Source organism: Caulobacter sp. GW821-FHT10E02, assembly GCF_059415225.1.
This window is the reverse complement of record NZ_JBWKMV010000004.1, coordinates 289722-315937: the sequence shown is the minus strand read 5'-3', so window position 1 is coordinate 315937 and position 26216 is coordinate 289722. Positions and strand designations below refer to the sequence as shown.

General features: G+C 65.6%; 17 protein-coding genes and 1 pseudogene. 8 read left to right on the top strand and 10 right to left on the bottom strand.

Going from position 1 to position 26216, the window contains the following annotated elements; genetic code table 11:
- Positions 1–2: 2 nt before the first annotated feature.
- On the bottom strand, positions 3–515 hold the full coding sequence (locus AC07NI_RS21215) for an ASCH domain-containing protein (RefSeq protein WP_494622792.1): 513 nt from the start codon (positions 513–515) through the stop codon (positions 3–5).
- Positions 478–2544 (bottom strand): GNAT family N-acetyltransferase, encoded by a 2067-nt coding sequence (locus AC07NI_RS21210; RefSeq protein ID WP_494622790.1) that lies wholly within the window; start codon positions 2542–2544, stop codon positions 478–480. The genes AC07NI_RS21215 and AC07NI_RS21210 overlap by 38 nt, the downstream gene beginning before the upstream one ends.
- Positions 2545–2973: 429 nt before the next feature.
- On the opposite strand from AC07NI_RS21210, the gene AC07NI_RS21205 reads away from it, so the two are divergent.
- Complete coding sequence (locus AC07NI_RS21205) at positions 2974–3774, top strand: hypothetical protein (RefSeq protein ID WP_494622788.1); 801 nt, start codon at positions 2974–2976, stop codon at positions 3772–3774.
- A complete protein-coding gene (locus AC07NI_RS21200) occupies positions 3774–5588 on the top strand; it encodes a hypothetical protein (RefSeq protein ID WP_494622786.1) in 1815 nt (604 codons plus the stop codon). Before AC07NI_RS21205 ends, AC07NI_RS21200 begins: the two co-directional genes overlap by 1 nt.
- A gap of 545 nt (positions 5589–6133) precedes the next feature.
- Here the strand turns inward: AC07NI_RS21200 and AC07NI_RS21195 are convergent.
- Positions 6134–6340, bottom strand: coding sequence for a helix-turn-helix domain-containing protein (locus AC07NI_RS21195; protein ID WP_494623332.1), 207 nt, complete (start codon positions 6338–6340; stop codon positions 6134–6136).
- Between the two features lie 162 nt (positions 6341–6502).
- On the opposite strand from AC07NI_RS21195, the gene AC07NI_RS21190 reads away from it, so the two are divergent.
- Entirely contained in the window at positions 6503–7024 is a 522-nt protein-coding gene (locus AC07NI_RS21190; protein ID WP_494622784.1) for a hypothetical protein, read from the top strand.
- A gap of 273 nt (positions 7025–7297) precedes the next feature.
- Here AC07NI_RS21190 and AC07NI_RS21185 read toward each other — a convergent pair whose 3' ends face one another.
- Complete coding sequence (locus AC07NI_RS21185) at positions 7298–8725, bottom strand: integrase arm-type DNA-binding domain-containing protein (RefSeq protein ID WP_494622782.1); 1428 nt, start codon at positions 8723–8725, stop codon at positions 7298–7300.
- Positions 8726–9094: 369 nt separating this feature from the next.
- Between AC07NI_RS21185 and AC07NI_RS21180 the strand changes: the two genes are divergently transcribed.
- From AC07NI_RS21180 to AC07NI_RS21165, 4 genes and pseudogenes are all read left to right on the top strand, one after another.
- A complete protein-coding gene (locus tag AC07NI_RS21180; RefSeq protein WP_494622780.1) occupies positions 9095–9700 on the top strand; it encodes an RNA polymerase sigma factor in 606 nt (201 codons plus the stop codon).
- On the top strand, positions 9666–10631 hold the full coding sequence (locus AC07NI_RS21175) for a FecR family protein (RefSeq protein ID WP_494622778.1): 966 nt from the start codon (positions 9666–9668) through the stop codon (positions 10629–10631). The genes AC07NI_RS21180 and AC07NI_RS21175 overlap by 35 nt, the downstream gene beginning before the upstream one ends.
- A 446-nt stretch (positions 10632–11077) precedes the next feature.
- Positions 11078–13660 (top strand): annotated as a pseudogene (locus AC07NI_RS21170) (TonB-dependent receptor); the annotation flags it as partial.
- A complete protein-coding gene (locus tag AC07NI_RS21165) occupies positions 13660–14433 on the top strand; it encodes a DUF1868 domain-containing protein (RefSeq protein WP_494622776.1) in 774 nt (257 codons plus the stop codon). The pseudogene AC07NI_RS21170 and the gene AC07NI_RS21165, both read left to right, overlap by 1 nt.
- Here the strand turns inward: AC07NI_RS21165 and AC07NI_RS21160 are convergent.
- Together AC07NI_RS21160 and AC07NI_RS21155 are read right to left on the bottom strand one after the other, a co-directional pair.
- On the bottom strand, positions 14430–17627 hold the full coding sequence (locus AC07NI_RS21160; protein ID WP_494622774.1) for a glycoside hydrolase family 2 TIM barrel-domain containing protein: 3198 nt from the start codon (positions 17625–17627) through the stop codon (positions 14430–14432). The two genes, AC07NI_RS21165 and AC07NI_RS21160, sit on opposite strands and share 4 nt — an antisense overlap.
- Before the next feature lie 2 nt (positions 17628–17629).
- A complete protein-coding gene (locus AC07NI_RS21155; protein ID WP_494622772.1) occupies positions 17630–19846 on the bottom strand; it encodes an alpha-galactosidase in 2217 nt (738 codons plus the stop codon).
- Positions 19847–20045: 199 nt separating this feature from the next.
- On the opposite strand from AC07NI_RS21155, the gene AC07NI_RS21150 reads away from it, so the two are divergent.
- Positions 20046–22775, top strand: a complete 2730-nt coding sequence (locus AC07NI_RS21150; RefSeq protein ID WP_494622770.1) for a TonB-dependent receptor — start codon at positions 20046–20048, stop codon at positions 22773–22775.
- A gap of 151 nt (positions 22776–22926) precedes the next feature.
- On the opposite strand, the gene AC07NI_RS21145 is transcribed toward AC07NI_RS21150, so the two are convergent.
- The 4 genes from AC07NI_RS21145 to AC07NI_RS21130 are packed head-to-tail and all read right to left on the bottom strand — an operon-like array spanning position 22927 to position 26112.
- A complete protein-coding gene (locus AC07NI_RS21145; RefSeq protein ID WP_494622768.1) occupies positions 22927–23658 on the bottom strand; it encodes a FadR/GntR family transcriptional regulator in 732 nt (243 codons plus the stop codon).
- 54 nt (positions 23659–23712) lie between these two features.
- Entirely contained in the window at positions 23713–24615 is a 903-nt protein-coding gene (locus AC07NI_RS21140) for a 2-dehydro-3-deoxygalactonokinase (RefSeq protein WP_494622766.1), read from the bottom strand.
- The gene (locus tag AC07NI_RS21135; protein ID WP_494622765.1) at positions 24615–25241 is read right to left on the bottom strand and encodes a 2-dehydro-3-deoxy-6-phosphogalactonate aldolase; all 627 of its coding nucleotides are present in this window, start codon (positions 25239–25241) and stop codon (positions 24615–24617) included. The genes AC07NI_RS21140 and AC07NI_RS21135 overlap by 1 nt, the downstream gene beginning before the upstream one ends.
- Positions 25242–25245: 4 nt before the next feature.
- Positions 25246–26112, bottom strand: a complete 867-nt coding sequence (locus AC07NI_RS21130) for an SMP-30/gluconolactonase/LRE family protein (RefSeq protein ID WP_494622763.1) — start codon at positions 26110–26112, stop codon at positions 25246–25248.
- Positions 26113–26216: the final 104 nt, after the last annotated feature.

Here is a 26216-nt window from a genome sequence, read left to right as displayed (position 1 = left end):
AGTTAGCTCGCAAGGCTAAGCTGGGCGAACTGGTTTCGCGCGGCAGTCTGATGTGAGCGATTTCCGCACTGAATGGCCCTTGCCTCATCTTGCGAAAGGCGGATGAGAACTTGCGGCGGGTGGAAGCCAGGGCGAAGCGTGCGCAACGCTGCGATGGTCACCGGCGCTATGCGCTGGACACTCGCCAAAATTAGCCCGACGGCTTCATTGGTGCCGCTGAAATATGCGTCGTAGTCGTGCTTGATGACCCCGGCCTGTGAGGCATGTTCGTCCCAAATCTCGCCTGGAGTTCCCCGCGTCACCCCAATCAGGGTGGCAGCTCCAACCACGGCGCCGACAGGCAAGGTCGAGTAAATAAACAAACGGGTACCCGGCGCGAGCGCGGGAATTCTCCGGCGCAGCTCGACCGTTTTCCGGCCTGTTAAAATTGCTTCAGCGTACTTGGGCTTTATCGAAATCAGCGCGGCTCCCACCTCACTAATCCGCCCAGCCCGCATCGAGGATTCTTGCAGCATTTGCATCGCTAACTGGAGTTGCGGAGATGAGGTTGGCTTTTCCGATCGCGTCCATGGTTCTCAACACCTTCAACGGAACCGGATCCTTGAAGGTTAGGAGGTTGTCGAATGTGGTTAACAAAACGTGCTTGGAGGAAGAGATGCTTTGAAACTCGTCCACCACGAGCATGCGCTTCTCACTGTCATCGATGGTCTCCTTTTCCACGATGACGGAATCGACAATCCGCGCGACGGCCACGATTGCGCTGCGGCCCTGCGTTCGGCCTGACTCGTAGAAGAATATTGGACTCCCGGGCACCATGGCCTTGGCAGTCCTGGGCGAGTTCACATATCCCCGGCGTGTTAGAAGCGCTGCGCCTCTTTGCTCCACGAACGCCAACTTCAGTTGGTTGTCGGTGCCGAGCAGATCGTCGGCGTACCGCTTGGCAATCGGCACAATCACTCCTGAGCGGCCCGGCATGGCGACTGCCGTCGGGCCGAGAAGTTCCTCTAGCTGGGCCGAACTCGTTTGAAACTCGACACCGTTGGGGTCGGCAACGCGCAGCGATCCAGATGCCTCATCCCGGGTCACAGTCAGCCCGGTTTGGCGCCGTAGCTGATCAGTCATCCTTCGCCAGCGGGAGGGCGTGAGCGGACGTCCAAGCGCTACCTTTGCCATCTCATGTGAGCCTGGGCGCTGCTGAAAACCTCGCGCCTGGGCCATTTGATGAACCACAGATTGGCCCGGCAACAGATCCAGAAGGATCGTTGCAGGTGCGGACAGCTTCGTGGCGGCGTAGAGCAACTTTGTGATTAGGTAATCGGCGAGGGCTTCTGGCTCGGCGTGCTCAGGATTGACGTAAATCGCCATATTCTGATGCTCCTGCCGTGCCCGTCGGCTAATGCAGCCAAACGCCACAACATGATTGCCGCTCGAAATCACGTAACCGTGGGTGGAAGTTGTTGAATCTTTTATATACTTCGCCGCGACAGTTTCAGGAAAGTGCCGCTCCTTAGCGGCCGCTTGAAAAAAATCGCCGCCCATTGGCGCAATGTCGTACAGCCCTAATCTGGAAGACTCTGCGCTAGCAGGCTCCTGATCCACGGGAAGGGTTTCCAGCAATTCATCAAGACTGGCCACGTCGAGACCAAATTGCGCTAGAAGCGCGTCCTGAGAATTTAGTATTACGCCATCGCTTGTGATAAAAGCCGCCGCACGCGTCAGTGCGGCGTGTGCAAGATGCTTGCAGTCACTGCGCGCCTGAACTCCTCCGGCCCCGCGAGCCTGGGCTCGCACAAAGACGACATCATGTATTTTGTCGGCTAACGCCTTTACTTCGTGATTTGCATGTTTAGGCAACTGAGGAAGTCGAAGGGCCATTTGCAAAATAGGATCATTGGCCGACGAATTGGATGTTCGACGAAGTTCTTCAATGAATTCTTTTGAAATCGCCAGTCTCAAGCGATGATCCAAAGCTGCGCCAAACAGCTTTCCCGCAGCCTCGTGACGCGCGCGGGTGCGGACCAAGTCAAATAGTACATTAAGGTCGAAAGCGTATAGTGGTGCCTCGACCTTGCTTCGTATATTTATTGCCATCGCGGGCGCAGATGGCGATACGCTAAAGAGATTTGGCGTGTTCAAATGTCGAATATGTACAAGTATATCCCTATTTCTGGCAACTCCACCTCTTTTGCGAGAGGTCTCTTCAAAGCCATTCTTTCGGTAAAATCCAAGGGCGACAGGCAAATCGGCGGCTATTTTCGCCTTTATACTTAGGTAATTTTGCCTCTCTAGCTCGGAAGCTAAGCTGGCCATCAGGCGGCTTCCCACTCTCGCGCGCCGGAAGTCCGGCAAAACACCGATCTGCGTCACTCGCGCGTTCGGATAGACCCCGCCGAACAATATGAAACCAGCTACGACAGGTTCGGACGCGTCTCCGTCGATCATTAGATAAATTTGGCGGCGGGCCACGGCATCGAGGTAGGCCCCTTCTGACAGGAAGCCGAGCGCCTCCCTCTCTCCATTTGCGATTGCGACCACTTGGGACACTAGCGGCCTCATTGCTTCTGGCCGCTTTTCGATTCTTAAACGGTCGCTACTCAAAGCGCGCCTCCCAACCATCAGCGGCCAGCATACAAGCCAGGGGCGAACTGTTAAGCTAAGTCTTCGCGGAGTGGTGTCCAATCGGGGGCGGCGCTTATCGGGAGAGGATCAACGAAAGTTGACCAGATTGATCGATGCGCTGCGTCCAGATGGCTCCGCCAGGCGAGGAGCATGGCGCCACTGGTGCCGAACGGCGCAAAGCGGGTGGCGCGATCATCGAAACTTTCGCGGTTTGTACGTGTCGATCAAACGGGCGGGCGATCGTCGCGAAAGGGCCAGCTTGAGGCGACATCAACTCACCCGGCCCATCTTGCCTCACTTGTTACGCGTCAAGTGAGCCTCTAGCGTCGCCACACCAATGGGGAGGGGTGTCTGTTGGCCCACGATTTAGATAAGGGCAAAACTCGGCTTCGGGCAGTTGTGCAAGCGTCTGAGCCTCGCACCCCGAGACTGCCTTTTGTTCACAGCACGGATATCTATGCTCTCGGCGATATCATTCAAAATGAAGCTATTACGCCGCAGCCGTGCCCTGTCTTTGAAGGCGAAACGCTAACCTACCTATTTTACGGCCGTCCGGCGTTCCGTCCGAACTTGGATGAGCAGCCCAGCTCCATGGGTCATTACCTGCCCATTGTGCTGATCCTCAAGCCCGATTGGGCTTTCAAGATTAAGCGCATCTTTCCTTTCGATTCCGGGGCTTTTCACCACGGATTCTACGACCACTTTCTTCATAAGCTCATGAAAATGGGTGACTTCGGACTGGACGTCGATCTGGACACGCCGGGTCGCGTCGTCGAGAGATTCTTCGGCTCTAATGCCGCCTACCTCGGTGCGAAGGGGGCGGCTATCGACGATGTCGACCCCGTCGAATTCGAAGCTCACGCCTATGCCGCGCTCGTGGGAGCCAAAGGCGCCAATGCAGTCGACAGCCGCGGCTCCGGCATTGAGGTCCAGATCGACGAGACTCTCAACCTTGCGCAGGCCGTCGCTGCGGTCATCCTTCCGGGACAGTACGTCGATGGCGCCATTGGCGCGGCGCTGAAGGCCATTGGCGTAGACCTAATCCCCTATCGCATTTCAGACCGCACACGCCCTAACGAATACATGTCCCAGCTCCATACGCTGTGTCTCAGCTATTACGTGCACAAGGGTTTGGTTGATGAGGCCGACCTCTAGTGGCCGCTCTCGAAGGGCTTCTGGAGCTGGGTGGTCCCGGTGCGGGCTTTCTGTTGCCCGTCTTCAAAGCACGGGCAGGCGCAAATCATTATTGCATTCAGGTTATTGGGACAGGCGAGACCGTCAGGGATTTCGAAACGTTCGAGTTCGACGGCGCGTTGCTGGCAGCGCCCGAGAAATTTGAGGTTGGCGAGGGCGATCCGGCAATTTGGGCGTTCAGAGACGGCTCCGAGCAACTTCATATCGACGCTTCGGATCAAATATGTGACGCGGCGATGGGAATACTTGATGGCGCATTGATCAAGCAGCATCCACAATTTGCAGCCGATCTAGCGCTTTTTGCTGGCCTACCCGCGTCTATCGAGCACGTCTTGTTCGCTGCTTATCTTAGCCTGAGCGCTATGTCTGCCCACGGCGCAGAGGTGTGGCGTGATACGGTCATCTTGCTGCCAGCTCTCAAAGAGGAGATCAAACGAGCGGCAAGATTACCTATCGATCCGTCGGTGCTTGATCGAGTTCTTCTGATCGGTAAGCGGGAAATTATAAACGTTTTTGTCCCACCTACACTTGAGTGGGTTCTCGCCGGATTATCGGATGAATCTAAGTTTTCAAAGTTCGTACACCTAACGGACCTCTTCAAGATCGGAGCCCTAGGTTGTCGGCTCTTAGAGGAAGAAAGCGGATGGCATAGTCCAGGTCCTGATTGGGTCGCGACGGGGGTCGGAGGTATTGCCCGCTGGGCATTGGAGAGAGCGCCGTTTCATGGGCGAGGGTCCAACAACGCGCCGGCGCTTCCTATGGACATCATATCGACCGGGGGGCGCGGTCGCAGGCATCTGGCGCGGCAGGTTTATGTCGCCATATGTGGAAGCGAGCCTAGGGATTTCGACCGCATCGTCGCCGCGCGGATGCACAAAGAATTCGTGCGACACCTCTTGCTGGTCCGACCAATTGGCTATGGCTCTCCGAATCCCCTGAAGCTGTCTCCCAAGCAGGCGGTCACGAAGGGGCGCGAATTTGATTTCATATGGACAATCGGAGCGCACCGTCTGCGTCAGCGAGAAGGCGTAGCACCCAATCTCGTTGCGACTAATCTTGCCGCGCGCACGGCCAAACATGCAGCCACTCTGTTGACGCAGCATGGAGACCGTTTGAATGCGATGGCACCGGCACATAGGGAGGGCTCCGATCAAACGCATCCGGAGCCCCCTCTAGGGCTCATCGGTACATGCCGCGCCGAACGAACTATTTCGATCGAAGGACTCATTCGAAGAACCCTGTACGGAATGCTGAGCACCGACATTAGGTTATCTTCGGCTCGATACATCTTGATCTATTGGCCGTGGGTTTTGTCCGAAGGCTCTGAAATTTTGGACATCAAGTTCGGGCCGCGTACCTACCAGATTTACCTTGAGGCCTATCCAGGCGGTCGGAGCCGGGAGGTTGTTGGCTTCGCGCTCGGTGTTGAGCATGCAGCCAGACCGGAGGACTTTCTTGAGTTCTGCCGGTCGCTGGTCAGTGCCTACGGCTGGGTCGAACGAGAGGTAGGCCGCCGCAGCTTCAGCTTAACGCGCGATGGACGGGAGATTCACCTGTCCGTACCTGCGTCGGAGCCTGAGCGACGTCAGCTTCTATCGTCTGACTCAGAACGGGGGTTGGATAGCGATCTGGTCGTCGTTCTCTCGTCACCATCAGCGGGCGAACGAGCAATGGCGGCGAGGCGCGGCTGGACCCTGATCAGCGCCGCCGAGATCGATCTCTGGATGCAGAGAGTTCAGGGTGCAGAGCTTTTTGATGGATCTGACTTCCACTGAACCAGACGCCGGGATCACGCCTCCATCGTCGTATGTGCTCATCTCAGCGGCGAGGTGGGTGCGGCCGCTTAATAGAGATCCCCGGCGTCTCCGGTGGCATCCCTGACCCTCGCCACGGCCATCGACGGTCCCGCGTGCTCTCATAGGAGTATGTCTGGAGGCAAGAAGGGCCCACGCACGAGAACGAATACTAAGGCAAGATAAAAGCACAGGGACCTTCGGTCCCTAAGTGCATGATGGTGTTGAGATTTTACAGGAACCCTCCTTCGGGTCGCTGCCCTAACATCGGCATTTCCGCAGCAAACTCAGCGCCCTAATAGGGACCCTAGGCCCTTTTCGGCCTTTTACGCTCGCCGGACCACGCCCTGGAGCGCTTGGCGGAGCAAGGGCCGGACGGGCTGATGAGCGTCAAGGGTGGCACCTCCGGCGCCATCGCGGAGCGACGGCGAAGCCGCCCTTGACCCTCACCAGCCCGCCCGGCAAGAGGCTCTCCAAGCGCTTCAGGGCGAGCCCCGACCGTGTCCGGTCCTGGTTCCGCAGACTCCCTATTTCGACAGGCGAACGCCGGGTCCGCCGCTGGCATCAGCGGATAGGAAGATTACGCCGCCCGCCTCCAGCGCTGCCTGGAGACGATCCAGCGTCCCAGTCTGCATCCCGCCTTTGCTCGCCTCAAACCGATGGATAGTGGAATCCGCCACGCCAGCTTGCTCAGCTAAGGCGCGGACACTGATTCCGAGCGCCGCTCTGGCCATCCGAATTTGCGCTGGCGAGATCATTTTTAGAGAAATCCTCCGAGTTCTTGCAAATTCCCGTTGACTTGGTCGGAGGAATTCGCTGAAGTCTAAGCGGAATCCTCCAAAACTCCACCGATCTGCGCGCAGATCGGGCCGAGCGCTCGCGCCGGGAGCCCCGTCATGTCCGAAGACCAGGCCGAGCCGACCCTCTTCTCCCGCCGCGCTCTGCTGGCGGTCGCGGGCACCGCGCCCGTCGTCTGCGCTGCCGGCAGCGCCCCAACAGCGCCAGTGGCGGACACCCTCATCGGCCGCTGCGCCCAATGGCTGACGCTGGACTTTGAGAGCGACCACCTGGCCCGCCGCTGGGCGGCGCTGGAGACGGAGGCGGTCGCCAGCTTCGACTACTTCCGCATGAACGACCGCGAGCGCCGGGGCCTGCCCATGGGACCGGAAATGGAGGCGATCGAGAAGCAGCTCGACGACCTGTTCACCCGACGCAAGCGCCTCTATCGGGCCATTACCAAGATGACCCCGGCCAACGTCCATGAAGCCGCCAGCCTGATCGTCATCGCCGCTCGCATCGAGATCCACGATCCAGGCCCGACCGCGCCGCTGGTGCGTAAGGCGATGGATTTCATCGCCCAGGCGACATGCCCCCGCTGCGGAGAGCCGTACATTCCGGCAAAGCTGCCGAGGACGTGACGCGGCTAGCATGAATGCAGGTGCTATGGTGCGTCACAGCTTTTGGCGTGGTGAGCGCGTGGCCAACTCTCCTGATCCACCAATCCGACGCCGGTGGCGGCGGAACGACAAGCCCATCGTCGTAACTGACGACTGGCCGGAAATGGTGCCGATCTCGGACCTTGAGGTCCGCCTCGTCGAAGCCTTCTTCGGCGACCTCCTCGATGAGCTGTTTGGGCCAGTGCCGTCCATGGGTGTCGAAACGCGGCGTCCAAAGCCAACAGAGTAGCCGGCTTACCGTAAGCCGGCCGCCGACAGCCGGCGGCGGATGTCGATCTCCCAATCGTCGTCCATGGCGCGCGCGGGCGCAGGTGTGGTCGGTGTCGGCGGGCGAGGGCCTCCGCCACCTTTGGGGCGACCTCCGTAGCCCTTGCCGACGCGCGGATCTGGCGGCGTAGGATCAAGGGTCGGATCTCCGATCTTGCGGCTGGGGAGCAATGGCCAGGCCCGCTCGGGCGGCGCTTCGTTACGCCGGCGCACGCGGCCCACGTCGATGATGAACCGCGACAGGTTCTCCTGGGCTGTCAGGAGGTGGTCGCCCAGCAGCTTGGCCCTTGTGATGTATCCGGCGTTCACGCCGGGGATGGAGTGGTTCATCATCAGGTGCATGTCGATCTCGGAGAGGCCGCAAGCCTGTCCAAGCGTCCGATAGCTCTGGCGCAAGTCGTTGCCCCACTTGAACAGGGTTTCCCGCTTCTCGTCGTGCTCGACCAGATGGCCCACGCCGCTGTTGGCCGCGAAAATCCAGGTCCGCGCCTCCTTCGGATGAAGCAGGCGACTGGCGCGCATGGCGCGGACGAGGCACCGCATCATCGGGCGCGATAGCGGGATATCGAAGGCCCTGGACGGCCCGCCCTTCGGGTTGGGGATCCGCAGCAGCCGCTTGGCGAAGTTCACGTGCTCGACCTTGGCTTCCAGCAGGGCGCCCGGTCTGCTTCCCGACAACAACAGGAAGAGGTGGAACTCCCGCCGGATCGGATGGCGCAGCCGCCCGGCTTCGGTGAACCAGCGCGGAAGGTCGCTGGCGCCCATGGCGGTGTCGCGACGCCGCTCGACGTTCCAGTCAACGCCGAAGGTCGGATTGTCAGCGGGCAGGGCGCGGCAAGTCTTGCGGGCGTGGTTGTAGACCGCGCGCAAGGTCCGCATCGCGCCGTTGGCGGCGTAGGGACCGTGCGCCTGGCTCATCTTGTCGTGGCGGTCGGCGACCATGCGGGGGTTTTCGCCCAACGTCATCAGCGGCAGGTCCAGCCAGTCGCGGAGCATCCGCTCGACGTGATCTCTGTAGCTGGCGATGGTGGCCGTGCTCCGGCCGCGCCGTTCCATATGCACATCCCGATAGCGCGCCCACGCCTCCCGCAGTGTTGGACCGGTCTCGGGCTTGGGCGCCGCAATGGAGCCCTCGGGCGGCTTGCCTTTGGCGATGGCCGCCAGTTGGGCTTTGGCTTCGGCACGCGCTTCGCGGGCGCTGATGTCCTCGGCGCCGCCGAGGCGGACCTTGACGCTCCGCCGGTGCGAACCCTGCCAGAGATCGCCTTGGGCGTAGTAGGTTTTGCTCCTGGCGCCGACCATGACGAAGAAGCCGCCGAGGGTCTCGTCGCGAGCGATGTATTGCCCGCCGTCCGAGAAGGGGAGGGCCGCGACCGAGCGGTCGGTCAGGGCCAAGCGAAGAGGATCGGAACGGGAACGGCCCATGGAACGCATCCGGAACGCTAGGACGGTGGCTAGGACGGTGGTTGCACACGTGGTCCAAACCATCCGGGACATTTCCAGAGTGGCCTGCCGTTTGATTTTATCAAGCTATCGCAATGGCTTACGGAATTCTCGGGAAAGGAAAACTATCGGCGGGAAATTACCGAAATGTCCGACCGCGCGGGCTACGAATCTGAGGGTCGGACGTTCGAATCGTTCCGGGCGCGCCATTTTCTCCTGACATAGTTGGAAACCGCTTTGGCGGGTCCCACACGCCCCTCGGCGCCGCTCCGCGCGCGCTAGCGTCCAGCTGTCACATATCGCTGCTAGCAGCCTGCGCCCATGACCTTGACCACGCATGAGCGGGCGATCTGGCTGGCGCGGAATGCGTTGCCGCATGAGCCGGCCTTGCGGGCGTGGCTGTCCCGGCGGCCGCTGGCGGGGCTGGAGGTCGACGATATCGTACAGGAGACCTACGCGATCCTGGCGGCGCTGGAGCGGGTGGAGCACATCCAGACCCCGCGCACCTACATGTTCGAGGTCGCCAAGTCGGTGGTGCTGCGGTCGCTGCGGCGCAGCCGGATCGTCGCCTTCGAGGCGCTGGCCGAGGTCGAGGCCCTGGAGCCGCCCTGCGGGGAGCCGTCGCCCGAGACCGTGGCGGCCGACCGCCAGGAGCTGTCGCGCATCGCCGGCCTGATCGCCGGCCTGCCGGCCAAGTGCCGCGAGGCCTTCACCCTGCGCAAGGTCCACGGCCTGTCGCAGCGCGAGGTGGCGCGGCGCATGGGGGTGTCGGAGAACACCGTCGAGAAACACGTCGGCAAGGGCATCGGCGTGTTGATGAATGCATTGGGACGTGGCGGAAGCGGACGCTTCCAGGCATCTAGTCCCCGAGACGCCGAGGACCCGAGCCAAGTTGACCACGACCCGAGAAAGCAGCGCCGACATTGACGCCACCGCGGCCGCCTGGGCCGCGCGCGTCGATCGGGGGCCGCTGTCGGACGAGGACCAGGCCGCTCTCGAGGCCTGGACGGCGCAGGATCCCCGCCGGGCCGGCGCCTATGCCAAGGCCCTGGCCGTCAGCGCCCATCTGGATCGCGCTCAGGGCCTGGGCGAGGCCTTCGCGCCCTCGGCCCACCCAGTGGCGCGCGCCGCCGATCGTCGACGCCTGCTGGTGAGCGGCGGCCTGCTGGCGGCCGCCTCGGTGGTGGGGGCGGTCGGTTATGGCGGGATGCGCCTGAAGGGGCGGGTGGCCACGGCCAAGGGCGACATCCGCCGCGCCCCGCTCAGCGACGGCTCGGCCGTGACCCTGAACACCGACACCACGATCCGCGCGGCCTTCGACGGCGAGCTGCGGCGGGTGGAGCTGCTGCAGGGCGAGGCCCTGTTCGATGTCGCCAAGGATCCCGGCCGGCCCTTCGTGGTGGTGGCCGGCGACGTGCGGGTGCGGGCCGTGGGCACCAGCTTCACGGTGCGGACCCATGCCGATGGCCAGGTCGGGGTGATTGTCCGCGAGGGCGTGGTCGAGGTCTGGCGCGGGGCCGAAGGCAAGCCCGTGCGCCTCACCGCCGAGCACGCGGTGCGGGTGGCCGAGGCCGGGGTCCTGGCGCCGACCGAGGTCGGGGCGGCGGCCGTCGACCGGGCCATGGCCTGGCGGCAGGGGCAGATCGACCTGGACGGCCTGACCCTGGACCAGGTGGCCGATGAGTTCGCCCGCTATTCCGACCGCCGCATCGTCATCGACGACCCGACCGTCGCCAAGCTGAAGATGACCGGCCTGTTCTCGGCTAGCGACCCGGACGGCTTCGCCAAGGCGGCGGCGCTCAGCCTGGGTCTCCGGGCGACGCCGGAGGCTGACGGCGTTCGTCTCAGCCGGGGCTAGAACTTTTTTCGCGGGCGGCATGGCGGGAGTTTCGCCATCGAGGCTCCACCCCGTTGAGGCCGGCGCGGGACCGGCGAACTTCGGGGCGAACCATGTTGCGGAAGAACATCCTGGCCGGCGGCGCGGCCGCTCTGGCCCTCCTGGCCTGCGCCATGCCGGCGACGGCGCAGCAGCGCACCTTCGACGTGCCGGCCCAGGGCGCGGCCTCGGCGATCTCGGCCTTCGCGCGGCAGGCGGGACTGCAGGTCGTGGCTCCGGCCGACGGCCTGGAAGGCGTCCGCACCCAGGCCCTCAAAGGCTCGATGGATGCCCGCTTGGCCCTGCGCAAGCTGATCGACGGCACGGGCCTGGAGATCGTCTCAGACAGCGGCGGCGTGATCATCCTGCGCCGCGTGGCGACGGCGGCGAGCGGCGGCGAGGTCACCCAGCAGGCCTCGGTCGTGGACCAGGTCGTGGTCGTGGGCCAGCGGGCCGCCGACCGCAACGCCATCGCCGCCAAGCGCGACACGGTGCAGGTGATGGACGCCATCTCGGCCGACGACATCGGCCAGATGGCCGACTTCAGCGTCGGCGACGCGCTGAAGCGCATCGCGGGGGTCAGCGTCTACGACTACCAGGGCGAGCCGCGCTTCGCGAGCATCCGCGGCTTCAACGCCCACTACATCACCACCACCCTGGACGGCCTGCAGCTGGCCTCGCCGGACAGCCAGAACCAGACCAATGGCGGCGGCCGCCAGTTCTATCTGGAGACCCTGCCGTCCAACGTCGCCTCGCGCATGGAGGTCTACAAGACCAGCACGGCGGACATGGACGGCCACTCGATCGGCGGCTCGATCAACTTCAAGATCCCGGGTGCGTTCGACTTCCGCAAGGACCAGACCCGGCTGTCGGCCAAGCTGGGCTACCAGGTCCAAGACAAGGCCAAGGGCGGCGAGCGGCCGGTCTCGCAGGCCGAGGTGTTCGTCACCCGCCGCTACGGCGCCGACGACCAGTTCGGGGTGATGGTCAGCGCTTCTTACTGGCGGCGCGAGATGTGGATCCCGCAGCTGGAGCGCGGCGGCGGCTCGTACTGGTTCGACGCGACGGGCAAGAACACCGGTCAGCCCTATGTCGGCATGGGCCCGACGCCGACCGAGCGGCGCTGGTACGCCTACGACAACACCCGCGAGCGGCGCTCGCTGATGACCGTGCTGGACTGGCGGGCCAGCGACAATCTCAGTGTGCGGACGACGGGCTACTATTTCGGCCAGAACGAGAAGTCGCTGCGCAACGACACCCTCGCCAGCATCGGCGCCAGCGCCCTGGTCAGCGACCAGACGGCCACGTCGGGCGTGTTCTCGCCGCGTCCAGGCAATCCTGGCGACACCTCGCAGAACATCAAGTCGTTCAAGCTGTTGTTCGACCGCAAGGTCTACGGCCTGCAGAGCGCGGTGGACTACACGGCCGGCGATTGGCGGCTGGGCCTGAAGGCGGCGGCCTCGCGGGCCACCTATAACAACCCGCAGATCAGCGACAGCTTCATCCAGAACGGCCTGTCGTTCCGCTACGACATCAGCGACGACGAGGTCGCCTTCACGCCGGTCAACCAGACCGCCTACGACAACCTGGCCGCCTATGCGGGCGGGCCGACCGCGTCCAATCCCCAGCACTATGACGAGCGCTACAAGACCGACGGCCGTAACTACGAGGGCCGGCTGAAGGCCGCCTACAACATGGACGCCCACGACACCGGCCTGGGCGTCGAGTTCGGCGGCGGCGGCATCCGGCGCGACCACGGCGAGAACTACGGCAAGACCTACCAGCTGGGCATGCCCTACACCCTGGCCGACGTCATCTCGACCAGCCGCCTGTGCCCGATCAACTGCCAGCCGGGCCAGTTCCTGGTCGTTGACCAGGGCAAGCTGATCGAGACGCTGAACCGCTATCTGCCGACGGCGACCAAGACCGCCGACACCGCCAGCGCCTTCAGCAAGACCTTCTGGATCCGCGAGGACGTCTACGCCGCCTACGGCATGGCGCGCTGGAAGGCCGACAACTGGACGGTGCAGGGCGGCCTGCGCCTGGAATCGACCAAGGTCGACACGACCGGCTTCCGCGCCACGACCAAGGCCGGCAAGACGACCTACGATCCGGTCGAGGCCAACAGCGACTATTCGCACTGGATGCCGTCGGCCCAGGCGACCTACGACCTGTCGTCCGACAAGCGTGTCCGCGTGGCCTACAGCCGCACGGTCGGCCGTCCGAAGCTGACCGACATGGCGCTGCTGGGCGGGTCGCTGAACCTGGCGGACCAGTCGTTTCCCAAACTGACGACGGGCAATCCGGACCTGAAGCCGCGAGTCTCCGACAATCTCGACCTGTCGCTGGAATGGTACCTGGACGAGGGCAAGGGCCTGGCCTCGCTGGCCCTGTTCCACAAGCGCATCCAGAACGAGATCTATTCGCTGGGCCGCACGGCCGACATCGACATCGGCGGCGGGACCGTGGTCCCCGGCCTGCTGACCACGGCGGTCAACGCCACGGAGGCGGCCACGACCGAGGGCGTCGAGGTCAATTTCATCAAGTATTTCGGCTTCCTGCCCGGCGCCTGGAGCAACTTCGGCGTCAACTTCAACGCCATCGCCTCGAAGACCGACTTCCCGATCAAGCTGGCCGACGGCACGCCCAAGACCCTGGACGCCCTGCCGGGCCAGCCCAAGTTCGTGACCAACCTGTCGGTCTTCTACGAGGGCGACAAGCTGCGCGCCCGCGTGGCCTGGAACCACACCGACGTGATGACCGAGGAGCGCTACATCGGCGGCGGCACGTCCAGCCTGGCCAACTTCTACAAGATCCGCTGGGTGCTGCCGTCCGACAAGATCGACGCCTCGCTGTCCTATGACATCGACAAGACCTACACCGTGCGCATCGACGGCTCGAACCTGACCGGCCAGGGCGTCGACACCAACCTGGGTCTCGACAAGGAGATCCCGGTGGCGCGGATGAAGCAGCCCCGGGCCGTGATGGTCGGCGTGTCGGCGAGGTTCTGATGGACGCGCTTTCGAGACGCGCGCTGCTGGCGGCGGGACCCTTGCTGGGTCTCGCCGGTCAGGCTCTGGCGGACGAGCGTCCCGCTTCTCCGCCCGATGTCGGCAAAAAGTTCGACGCGCAGGGGCGGGTCATGCCGTTCGTCGGCAACACGATCATCTGCCACTTGCCGCAGCAGGGGCCGGGCTCGGCGTTCTTCGACGCCCTGCTCGACATCTATCGCGAGCTGCCGCGCCAGGCGTTCAGCGGCAAGATCACGCCCCTGCCGCCGTCCAGCTATCACATGACGATCTTCGGCGGGGCCAACGACCCCTATCGGCAGCCGGGGCTGTGGCCGGCCGGCCTGCCGCTGGACCTGCCGATCGCCGAGTGCGACCGGATCCTGGGCGAGCGGCTGAAGGCCTTCGATCTGGACTGCGCGCTTCCGATCCGTATGCGGATCGATAGAGCGGAGCCGCCGGCCAGCGAGCGTCCGCTGACCATCCGGCTGGAGCCCGTGGACGCGGCCGAGACCGCCAAGCTGCGCCGCCTGAGGGCGCGGCTGTCGAAGGTGCTGGGCATCGCGATCCAGGAGCCGGATGCATACCGCTTCCACGTCACCCTGGCCTATCTCTGGCGCTGGCTGACGCCGGACGAGGACCGGGCCTTTCGCGCCAGCCTGGCCGGCTGGCGCGCGCGTCTGGCCAAGGCTTGCCCCGTCATCGAACTGGGCGCGCCGGAGTACTGCCTGCTGGACGACATGTTCGCCTTCAAGCGGCAGTTCTTCCTCGACTAGTCCGCCCCGCCCTTGGCCCCCACCTTGGTGCGGTCCAGCGACGACGGCGACAGGGTGAAGCCGAAGGTCAGCGGGGCCAGGGGGATGCGGTACTGGACGTGGGCCCGGGCCGCGAGGGTCCAGGTGTCGTCGCCGCCGATCCCGACCTGGGCCGCGTCGACCAGCAGGCTGACATGGTCGTGCGGGCGGATGTCCGACGAGCGCCAGGTCCCCGGCGTCTTGCGTTGCAGGTCCTCGTAGGGGAAGGCCAGCACGTTCATCGACAGGGGCGCGTCGCCGGTCAGGCGGACGCCGGCGCCTTGCCCGGCGCCGATGTCCATCCAGCGGACGTCGACCTTGTTCCCGGTTTCCTGGGGCCGCATGTAGTCGTGGTTCTGGGCGGCGATCGGGCCGTGCCACAGGCCGAAGGCGCCGCTCCATTTGCGGTCCGAGTAGGTCTCGTGCGGGCCGCGGCCGTACCAGGCGACATCGGTCATCGCCGTCGGCATGGCGAAGGCCAGACCCACGCGCAGCGGATCGGGCAGGTCGGGGCGGGCGGGCGTGAACTGGCCGCTGACCTTGACCGTGCCGTCGGCCCGCAGCGCGTAGGTGGTCAGGAAGCGCACCGCGCCGCCGCCGTAGACATAGTCGATCGACACTGACTTGCCGTCCTTATCGACGGTGATCGCGCGGACGTCGCGGGTCTCCGAGAAGCCCTTCCAGACGGCGTGGGTCTTATCGACCTTGGCGCCCAGGTCGTTGTCGGTCAGGGCGCGGAAGAAGTTCGGCGCGCCGCCCGACAGGATGGTCTTGCCGCCGACCGCGTAGTGGTCGACGAGGCCGGTCTTGCGGTCGATGACCAGCTCGGCGTCCTTGGCCGAGAGCTTGATGGTCTTGCCGTCGTCGGCCAGCGCCACCGAACCTTGCGCGGCGGCGACCGCCGGCTTGGCCGAGGCGGCGGGTAGGACGAACTGGTCCCAGGCCACGACGGAGCCCGCCTCGACCAGCGGGATGGTTCCGGCCTTGGCGCGGGCGCGCAGGGTGACGATCCGCTCGATGCCGGGCGCGCTCGGCGCGGGTAGGGCCAGCGACAGCGCCTGGGTGGCGCGGGCGGCCGTGGACGCGTTCGGCAGGGCGCCGTGGGCGACCGGGACGCCGTCTTCCAGCAGCTCCCACTCCAGGTCGAAGCCGGAGAGGTCGCGGAAGTCCTGGCGGTTCAGCGCCGAGAAGCGGCCGGCCGCCGCGTCGACCGCCTGGAAGGCGATCGGGGCGTAGACCTTCTTCAGCTCGTGCAGCTGCGGATTGGGCGTGCGGTCGGGCTGGTTCAGGCCGTCGCCGAACTCGATGTCGCCGCCGGGATTGGAACCGTAGTCGCCGCCGGTCTTCCAGAAGTGGCGGCCGTTGGCGTCGGTGCCGTTCATGCCCTGGTCGACCCAGTCCCAGACGAAGCCGCCCTGCAGCTTCTCGGGGTGGGCGTAGATCACGTCCCAGTAGTCCTTCAGCACCCCGCCCGAATTGCCCTGCATGTGGGCGTATTCGCACTGGATCATCGGCTGGGTGAAGCGCGGGTCGGTGGCGTAGTCGACCATCATGGCCAGGCCGTCGTACATCGGCGCGTAGATGTCGACGAAGCTGCTGGGCCGGTGGTCGTCCAGCGTGCTCCAGCCCAGGAAGCTGATCAGCCGGCTGGGGTCGCGCTGGCGGATATGGGCGGCGGCCTTCTCGAAGTTCGGCCCGACGCCGGTCTCGTTGCCCAGCGACCAGAAGATGATCGATGGATGGTTCTTGTCGCGCTCGACCATGTTGGCCACGCGGCTGACATGGGCGGCTTCCCAGGCCGGGTCGAAGCCCAGCTCGTAGGTCTCGCGCTGGGCCGGATTGTCCTCGCCCTTCGACAGATAGGCGTGGCTCTCGATATTGGCTTCGTCCATCACGTAGAGGCCGTACTCGTCGGCCAGGGCGTACCAGCGCTCGTCGTTGGGATAGTGCGAGGTGCGCACGGCGTTGACGTTGTTCTGCTTCATCAGCGCCATGTCCTGGCGCATGGCGGCCTCGGAGATGACGTGGAAGCTGTCGGCGTCGTGCTCGTGGCGATTGACGCCGCGGATGACGATCGGGCGGCCGTTGACCATCACCTGGCCGGCCTTGATCTCGACCGTGCGGAAGCCGATCCGGCGCGACGAGGCCTCGATCACCGCGCCGTCGGCGCCGACCACCTCGGTGACCAGGGTGTAGAGGTCGGGGGTCTCGGCGCTCCAGGTCTTCACGCCGGGGACCTCGGCGGCGACCGTCAGCTTGCCGGCCGCGGGAACGGCGGTCTCGCGGGTCAGGACCGTGCGATCGCCGTCCAGCAGGGTGGTGCGGACCTTGGTCCCCGGGCGGGGCTTGGTGACCTCGACATCGACCGACAGGCGGCCGTCGCGATAGGTCTTGTCGAGGCCGGCGTGGACATAGACGTCACGGGCGCGGGTGGTCGGCGCGGCCATCAGCCAGACGCTGCGCTCGATGCCGCTGACCCGCCAGAAGTCCTGGTCCTCGATGTAGCTGCCGTCCGACCAGCGGTAGACCTCGATCGAGACGTTGTTCTTGCCGGGGCGCAGATAGGGGCTGACGTCGAACTCCGAGGGGAGCTTGGAGTCCTCGGAATAGCCGACCGGCTTGCCGTTGACCCAGACGTAGTAGGCCGAGTTGGCCGCGCCGATGTGCAGCACGATCTCCTGGCCCTTCCAGTCGGCCGGAAGGTCGAAGTCGCGTCGGTAGGAGCCGACCGGATTGGTGGCGTGCGGGATCAGCGGGCGGTTGGCCGCGAACGGATAGGTGATGTTGTTGTAGCGCGGCTGATCGTAGCCTTCGGCCTGCCAGTCGGCCGGGACCTTGATGGTCTTCCAGGCCGAGACGTCGAAGTCGTCGCGCCAGAAGTCCTTGGGCCGTTGGTCGACGCCCGGCGAGAAGGCGAACTTCCAGTCGCCGTCCAGGGAGCGGAAGCGCTTCGAGGCCGCCATGTCGCCGGCCAGGGCCAGGTCGCGCGTCTCGAACGGGAAGCCGGTGGCGCGAGCGGGAAGCTTGTTCCGCGCGAACACCGCCGGGTTCTCCCAGTCGGGACGGTCGGCCGAGACCTGGGGCTGGATCGGCTTGGGGACATCAGCCAAGGCCGAGGTCATGGTGACCAGGGCCAGGGCCGAGCCCAGCATCAGGCGTTTCGAAGCGCTGCTCATGGTCAGGCTTCCAGCACGAAGCCGGCGGCCTGGAAGTCGCCGCGCAGGGCGACGTCGACGCCGTACTCCATCCAGTAGGCGCCGCTGGCCTTGGCCGGGGTGGCCGGATCGGCCGCGCCCGCCATGGCGCGCAGGGTATAGGTCGCCTTCGGATCCAGGCCGCGTAGCTGGATGCGGGGCAGGGGATCCAGCTTGGTCGTCGAGTGGACGAAGGCGAACAGCACCGCCTGCTTGCGGTCGGGCGACACCGACAGGGTGGCCGAGCGTTCCGAACCGTCGCGCGGCGAGATCAGCCGGTAGAGGTCGCCGCGCTGCACGGTCTTGCGGATGGTCTTGTACTCGGCGACCAGCTTCTTGGCGGTGGCGAAGTCCTCGTCCTGCCAGTGGTTGAGGTTGGCGCCGATGCCCAGGCCGCCCTGCATCGACGACAGGAAGCGGTATTCCAGCGAGGTGGTGCGCTTGTTGACCCAGTTGGGCGAGTCCGTGACCCAGCACATCATGGTGGCCGGGGCATAGGCGTGGCTGTAGCCGTCCTGGATGGTCAGGCGGTCATAGGGGTCGGTGTTGTCGGACGGCCAGGCCTGGTCGGTCAGGGCCAGGATGCCCAGGTCGACGCGACCGCCGCCGCCGGCGCAGGTCTCGATCTCCAGCTTCGGGTGACGACGACGCAGCTCGGCGATGATCCAGTAGAGATTGCGGACGAACTCCACATAGATTTTCTGCTGGTCTTCGACCGGCTGTTCGGGCCAGCCCGGCTCGGACCAGTTGCGATTGTGGTCCCACTTCAGGAAGGCGATGTCGTTCTGGCTGACCAGCTCGTCCAGCACCTTCAGCAGGTGATCGCGGACGTCCTTGCGGGCCAGGTTCAGCATCAGCTGGTTGCGGCCCTGCGTGCGCGGACGGGTGGGGAAGTTGATCGCCCAGTCGGGGTGGGCCCGGTAGAGGTCACTGTCGGGATTGACCATCTCGGGCTCGACCCACAGGCCAAACTCCATGCCCAGGCTCTTGACCTTGTCGATCAGCGGCCCCAGGCCATCCGGGAACTTGGTGCGGTTGACGGTCCAGTCGCCCAGGCCCGCCTTGTCGTTGTTGCGCGCGCCGAACCAGCCGTCGTCCATGACGAAGCGCTCGACGCCGATGGTCGCGGCCTTCTCGGCCAGGGCGATCTGGCCGGGCGCGTCGACCTTGAACTCGGTGGCTTCCCAGCTGTTGTAGAGCACCGGCCGCAGCGGGGCCTTGTCGCCGCCGGGCAGGATCTTCCCGCGCTGGAAGCGGTGCATCAGGCGCGAGGCGCCGCCCATGCCGTGGCCGCTATAGCCGGCGTAGAACACCGGCGATTCCAGGGTCTGGCCGGGCTGCAGGCGATAGCCGAAGTCGAATGGGTTGAAGCCGCCGACGATGCGGGCCTTGCCCAAGGTGTCCTGGTCGACGGTGATCCGCCACGAGCCGCTCCAGGCCAGGGCGCCGAACCACACGGGGCCGGTCTCCTCGTCGGAGTGGCCGTCGCGGTCGATGGCGATCCAGGGATTGTTCTGGTGGCCGGTGTCGCCGCGGCGGCTCTCGATGACGGTCGAGCCGGGGCTGACGGGTCGGGTCTGCACGGTCCACTCGGCGGCCCAGCGGCCGGTCAGGTAGTGCAAGCGGTAGTCGGTCTCGACCGGCAGGGTCAGGGCGGCGGCGGCCAGCTGCTCGATGCGCACCGGCGTCTTGGCGCGGTTCTCGACCACGGCCGAGCGGCCCAGGATGCCGGTCTCGGGATCCATCACGTAACGCAGCTCGACATAGAGCTCGCGCTCGATGTCCTTCAGGCGGACGGAGAGGCCCTGGTCGGTGACCCGGTGCGAGACGTATTTCAGCACCACGTCGCGGACGCCGTCGGGCCAGCTGACCTTGATCGCCGGCTCGACGAACATGCCACCGCCTTGCGCGGGGAATTCCTGCGGCGTGACCGAGGTGGAGAGGTCGACCGAGGAGTGGTCGCGCAGGCTGACCGGCAGGCCCGGCGAGTCGCCATCGGCCAGGCGGCCGCCCCAATAGAGCGACTGCACCTGGCCCTGGGCGTTGACGCCGAAGGCATAGGTGACGTCGCCGCCGTCCAGGCGGAAGACCTTGGTCTTGTCGTCATAGCGCGCCGTGGAGGCGGCCGCAGACGACCATCCCGCGGCCCCGGCCAGCAGGCCAAGGCACATCAGTCTTCTGTCCAGCTTCAGGGTCGACATCCTGCGGTTTCCTCGTTTTCTTTATTTGTCTGATAAATCGGCTTTTAGCGTCGCCGTCAATCGGAGCGTTGGCGGAACGCCGTGATCGCGCCCTCAATTTTCCCTATTTCAGATTTATCTGATTTATGAGATAGACGCTTCAACGCACCAAAACAAACACGTGCGCCACGATAAAAACCCGCAGTCTCTGGGGAGAGAAATGACACAAGCCTATCGCCGCTCCGGCGGCCTGCTGCTGTGCAGCGCCAGCGCTTTCACCCTGTTCCTCGCATCGCCTGTCCTGGCCCAGACCGCTCCTTCCGCGCCGGCCAATGACAGCTCAACGGTGGAAGAAGTCGTCGTCACCGGCACCCGGGCCAGTCTCTCCAAGGCGCTGGACCTGAAGCGCGCCCAGGTCGGCGTCGTCGACTCCATCGCCGCCGAGGACATCGGCAAATTCCCTGACCAGAACGTCGCCGAATCGCTGCAGCGCATCACCGGTGTCTCGATCGACCGCAGCGGCGGCGAAGGCAAGTTCATCACGGTCCGGGGCTTCGGTCCCGAGTTCAACACCGTGCTGCTGAACAACCGCCTGCTGGCCACCGAGAACGGCGGCCGCGAGTTCAGCTTCGACATTCTCGCTTCCGAACTGATCAGCGGCGCCGAGGTCTACAAGTCCTCCGACGCCGTGCAGCAGGAAGGCGGCATCGGCTCGACCGTCATCATCCGCACCGCCCGTCCGCTGGACCGCCCGGGCTTCCACTTCGCCGGCAGCACGGCCGCCAAGATCGACAGCACCACCGACAAGGCCACGCCCGTCGTCTCGATGGTGCTCAGCGACACCAACGAGGACCGCACCTTCGGCGGCCTGATCAGCCTGGTGTACGACAAGCGCGAGTCGCGCCTGACCAACGTCAACACGGGTGGCTGGATCGCGGGCCAGAACCTCGACTTCAACAAGGACGGCATCATCGACATGGCCAATGTGGCCATGCCCCGCACGTTCAACACCACGGTCGAGCAGAACCATCGCGAGCGCATGGGCGGCACGATGGCGTTCGACTGGTGGGTCAACGACAAGCTGAAGCTGGGCTTTGACGGCCTCTACACCCAGTTCCGGGTGAAATCGCGCTCGAACCAGATCGGCTACTACACCGACCCGGGCGACACGATCGCCGCCGAGGCCAACGCCAACAAGACGGTCACCAAGTTCACCCGCAGCGCCGCGGGCAACCTAGCCACCGACCAGATCGTCTTCGACAGCCCGCGCGACGCCAAGACCTATCAGCTGGCGATCAACGCCCACTACACGCCGTCGGATCGTTCGACCCTGGATGTCGACATCTCGCACTCGCAGGCCACCGACGGCAACAAGTCGGTGTTCTACGTGCTGGGCTCGCGCAACACCGGCCTGACCCCGACCTTCAGCCTGAACCCGGGCGGCCTGCCGTCGATGGCCAACGTGCTGTCGACCACGGACGCCACCAACCTGCGCCTGCACTGCTGCGCCGAGCGCGGTGGCAGCGTGAAGGACGCGGTCTCGCAGGCCAATATCGACTTCAAGCACGACTTCGACGGCGTGCTGAAGGACATCAAGCTGGGCGGCCTGGCGACGTTCCGTAAGAAGAACATCGTCTCGCTGACCTCGCCCGATCCTCTGGGCTGCTTCTACTGCGGCTACCTGGCCTCGGTCCCGGCCTCGCTGACCAGCGTGTTCAACGCCGGCAGCATCCTGGGTGGCCCCAGCATGAGCTGGCTGGACTACGACGTGAAGAAGCTGGTCCAGTACTGGGGCAGCGACGCTGCGATCAACCAGCGCAACGACCCGGCCGCCGCGGCCGCGTTCCGCGCCGTGTTCGCCGGCAACGGCAACAGCCTCAACCCGGTCTACAACCCGCAGGGTTCGGGCTCGGTCGAGGAGAAGAGCTTCGCGGTCTACGCCCAGGCCGACTTCGGCGGCGACCTCAGCGGCCATGCCTGGTCGGGCGTCGCGGGCCTGCGCTACATCAGAACGGACCTGCACGCCGAGGGCAATTCGCGTCAGCTGATCTCGATCACGCCGCGCCCCAGCGACCCGACCTCGGCCGACGCGGCCTACAGCCCGCCGGTGCCGGTCACGGCCGACAACAAGTACGGCTATCTCCTGCCGTCGGCCTCGTTCCGCTACAACATCAGCGACGACGTGGTCTTCCGCGTCGCCGGTTCGCGCACCCTGACGCGTCCGACCCTGTCCAACCTGTCGCTGTCGCGGTCGTATGACTTCCGCCCGCCGCAGTCGAACACGGTCAGCGGCGGCAACCCGGACCTGAAGCCGTACCTGTCGTGGAACGGCGACGCGGGCCTCGACTGGTTCATCAGCGACGCCAGCTACATCAGCGTCGCCGGCTTCTACAAGAAGGTGTCCAACTTCGTCTCGCAGGTGACGACGCCGGTCACGTTCTTCGGCTACCAGTTCCTCGACACCCGCCCGACCAACGCCCAGGACGCCAAGATCTACGGCTTCGAAGCGGCGGTGCAGTACACGTTCGACTTCCTGCCCGCGCCGTTCGACGGCCTGGGCGCGTCGGCCAACTACACCAAGGTCAAGAGCAACATCAGCTTCGACCCGTCGCTCAGCACCCAGACGTTCAACGTCGAGGGCCTGTCGGACTCGGCCAACCTGGTGGTGTTCTACGAGAAGGGCCCGATCCAGATGCGCGGCGCCTACAACTGGCGTGACAAGTTCCTGCGCCGCACCTTCGGCGCGAACGGCCAGCCCGAGAACGTCGACGCCTACGGCCAGTACGACCTGAGCGGCAGCTACAAGATCAACAAGAACTTCGCGGTGTTCACCGAGGTCATCAACCTGACCAACAAGCACAACCGCAGCTACTCGATCTACGAGGAGCGCCTGATCCAGATGGACGACACGGGCCGCCGCGTCTCCGTCGGGGTGCGCGCCACCTTCTAACCGACGACCCCTCTATCCTCCCTCCTGCGACCGGGCGCCGATCTCATCCTTCGGCGTCCGGTCTTTTTTTGTCCGGAGCGCAACGGGCAAAACAAAACCCGCCGGCCGCGAGGCCGACGGGTTTTTGACGTTCCGGATCGGAGAGAGGGAGCTAGTCCTCGGGCTGGCTCTCGCTGGCTTCCTTGATCAGCAGCATGACGTCGGCGATCAGCACGCGCATCGTGGCGCTGGCCGTCGCCGGGTCGCGGGCGATGATGGCGTCCAGCACGGCCTTGTGGCCCGGCAGGCTGGCGCTGCGGCCGCGATAGCGGTTGGTGAACTGGATCGAGGTGCGCAGGGCCGTGGCCACCACGTCGCGGAACTGGGCGTAGAACGGGTTACCCGACGCCTCCAGGATCGAGACGTGGAAGGCGATGTCCGACGACAGCGGGTCGTCGTCACCGTGGTCGGCCGCTTCCATCCGGTCATAGCCGGCCTGGATCAGGGCGATGCCCTCGGGGCGGGCGGCCTCGGCGGCCAGGGCGGCGGCGCCCGGCTCGATGCTCAGGCGCAGCTCGGTGAACTGGCGCAGCAGGCTTAGCGAGAACTTGCGTTCCAGCAGCCAGCGCAGCACGTCGGTGTCGAACCAGTTCCAGGCCGACGGCGGGGTGATGATCGTGCCCTGGCGCGGCCGCGCGGTCAGCAGGCCCTTGGCGGCCAGCATCTTCACCGCCTCGCGCGTCACCGAGCGGCTGACGGAGTGTTCCTTGGACAGCTCGGCTTCGATCGGGAACGGGCGGCCGTCATAGGCGCCCGTGACGATGGCCCGCCCGATCACGTCCAGAAGCCCAAAAGTCAGGTTGCGCCCGAGCGCGCTGCGGTCCATGGCGTCAGAGGCTTTCATGAGGTCAGTGCTGTCAAATTTGCCTGGGCCTCGCAACAGATTACTTGGATTGGCTCACGCCTGACGTTGGGTCAGGGCGAAGCGTTTGAGGCCAGCCAGCACGCAGACTTCGCCGCCGAGGGCGATAGTCTCAACGGATTGAGCGCTCAGCACGGCGGCGTAGCGCTCGGTCAGAGCGCTGGCCCCGACCAGGATCACGCGCTGAGCCTTGAAGGCGGCGGCGCCCTCGGCGGCCTCGGTCCCGATCGTCAGGCCCGACAGGAAGCCGCGCGCCCAGGCGCCGGTCCGACACTCGCGCAGCTGGGCGCTGCGGGCCTCGAACAGGGCGCTCAGCAGATGTCCGCCGCGCGCGCGCTCCAGGCCATGGGCGAAGCCGGCGGCCTCGTGCTCGGGGTTCTCGGCGGTGTCCGCGCCCAGCAGCAGGCTGGAGCGGGTCGAGAGCAGGGCGAAGAGCTCGCCGGTCAGGAAGGTCTGGAAGCCCACGATGCGGCCATCGCGCACCTGGCACCACTTGCCGTGGGTGCCGGGCAGCACGAACACCTGCTCGCCTTCGGCCAGGTCGGGATGCAGGGCCAGGGCCCCGAACACCTGGGTCTCCTCGCCGCGCATGACGTCCGGCGCGCCGCTGGGGGCGGTCCCGGCCACGCCGGGCGCGACCTCGATCGAGAGGCCGTCCAGGGTCACGCTGGCGGCCTTGCGGGCCCAGTCGTCGACGCCGGCGGGGCACTCGGCATAGGGGGCCTCGACCACGCCGGTGCGCGAACCGGCCATGCCGGCCAGCACCACGCGCGTGAGGCCGAAGCGCTCGCGCCAGCTGGCGACCGCGCCCAGCAGGGTCTCGGCCGCCGAGACGGTCAGCGCGCCGATGCCGGGGCCTTCGACCGACTCGAGAAGGGTCTCGCCGTCGTAAAGCCCGAGGCGCAGGCGGCTGGTGCCCCAATCTCCAAACGCGATCATCAGGCGCTGGCCTTCCAGGCGGCGACATAGGTCTTGGCGATCTCGCCGACCTCGGCGGCCGAGCGGCCCGGCTTGTAGAGCCCGGAGCCCAGGCCAAAGCCATTGGCTCCGGCCGCGCGCCAGGTCGCGACATTGCCGGGCTCGACGCCGCCGACCGGGAAGACCGGCGTGGTCTTCGGCAGCACCGCCTTCATCGCCTTCAGCATGGCGGGGCCGGCGGTCTCGGCTGGGAACAGCTTCAGGGCGTCGGCCCCGGCGGCGATGGCCGTGAAGGCCTCGCTGGGCGTGTAGAAGGCCGGGAACGAGATCAGGTCCGCGGCCTTGGCCTCGCTGATTACCGCCACATCGGTGTTGGGCGAGATGATGATCTGGCCGCCGGCCCCGGCGACGTCGCGCACCGCCTGGGGCGTCAGCACGGTGCCGGCCCCGACGATCGCGCGGTCGCCCAGGGCGTCGCGCAGCCGGCGGATGCTGACCAGCGGATCGGGCGAGTTCAGCGGCACTTCCAGGCAGCGGAAGCCGGCGGCGACCAGGGCCTCGCCGACCTCGACCGACTCGTCGGGCGTCAGGCCGCGCAGGATCGCCACCAGGGGCAGGGTCTCGAGGACGTCGGTCCAGGCGGTCATACGCTTAGCCTCCAAACTGGCCGGGCGGCAGGCCGCGCACCCCGGCGTCAACTTCGAACAAAGCCCCGGCGTGGGGCTCATTGTCCTGGCCCATGGCGGCCGAGGTCACGAACAGGCGGTCCAGGTCTGGCCCGGCGAAGGCGCAGCTGGTGATCTGTGACGCGGGCAGGGCGATGAAGCGGTCCAGCTTACCCTCCGGCGTGAAGCGGTTGACCCGGCCGCCACCCCAGGCGGCGATCCAGACGCCGCCCTCGGCGTCGGTGGTCATGCCGTCGGGATAGCCCATGTCGCCCTCGAACTGCACGAAGACGCGCTTGTTGGCCAGCGTTCCCGCTTCTTCGACGTCGTAGGCGTAGACGACCTGCTGGGCGCTGTCGGCGTGATAGAGCACGCTCTGGTCGGGGCTGAAGGTCGGGCCGTTGGCGATGTGGTAGCCGGTGTCGACCTCGCGCCACGTGAAATCCGTGTCTAGTCGCCGCAGGGCGCCGATCGGCTGAGCCTCGCCGCGCTCGTCCATCGAACCGGCCCAGATGCGGCCGCGCGCGTCGGCCTTGGCGTCGTTCATCCGCGTGTCGGGCAGGTGGGCCTCGGGGTCGCCGAAACGGTCGATCATCAGCGGATCCAGGGTCAGCGCCGCGAAGCCACTCTTGAGCCCGGCGATGAAGCCGCCCGGCGTGCCGCGCCGCTCGATCAGCCACCCGATCGCCTCGGGCATCGACCAGGTCCGCACCGCGCCGCTGGCCAGGTCCAGGCGGTTGATACGGGGCGCCTTGATGTCGACCCAGTACAGCGCGTTGTCGCGCGCCGACCACAGCGGGCCTTCGCCCAGCAAGTCGCGGTCGGGACGGTCGACGATGGCGTAGGCGGTCATCACGGGCTTCCAAATTCCAGCGCAACCGTAGGGGGCGAAACCCCGGCTGTCCATATTCGAAGATTAATATGATAAAACGTTTGACGCCGCCAGTCGGGCCGGCA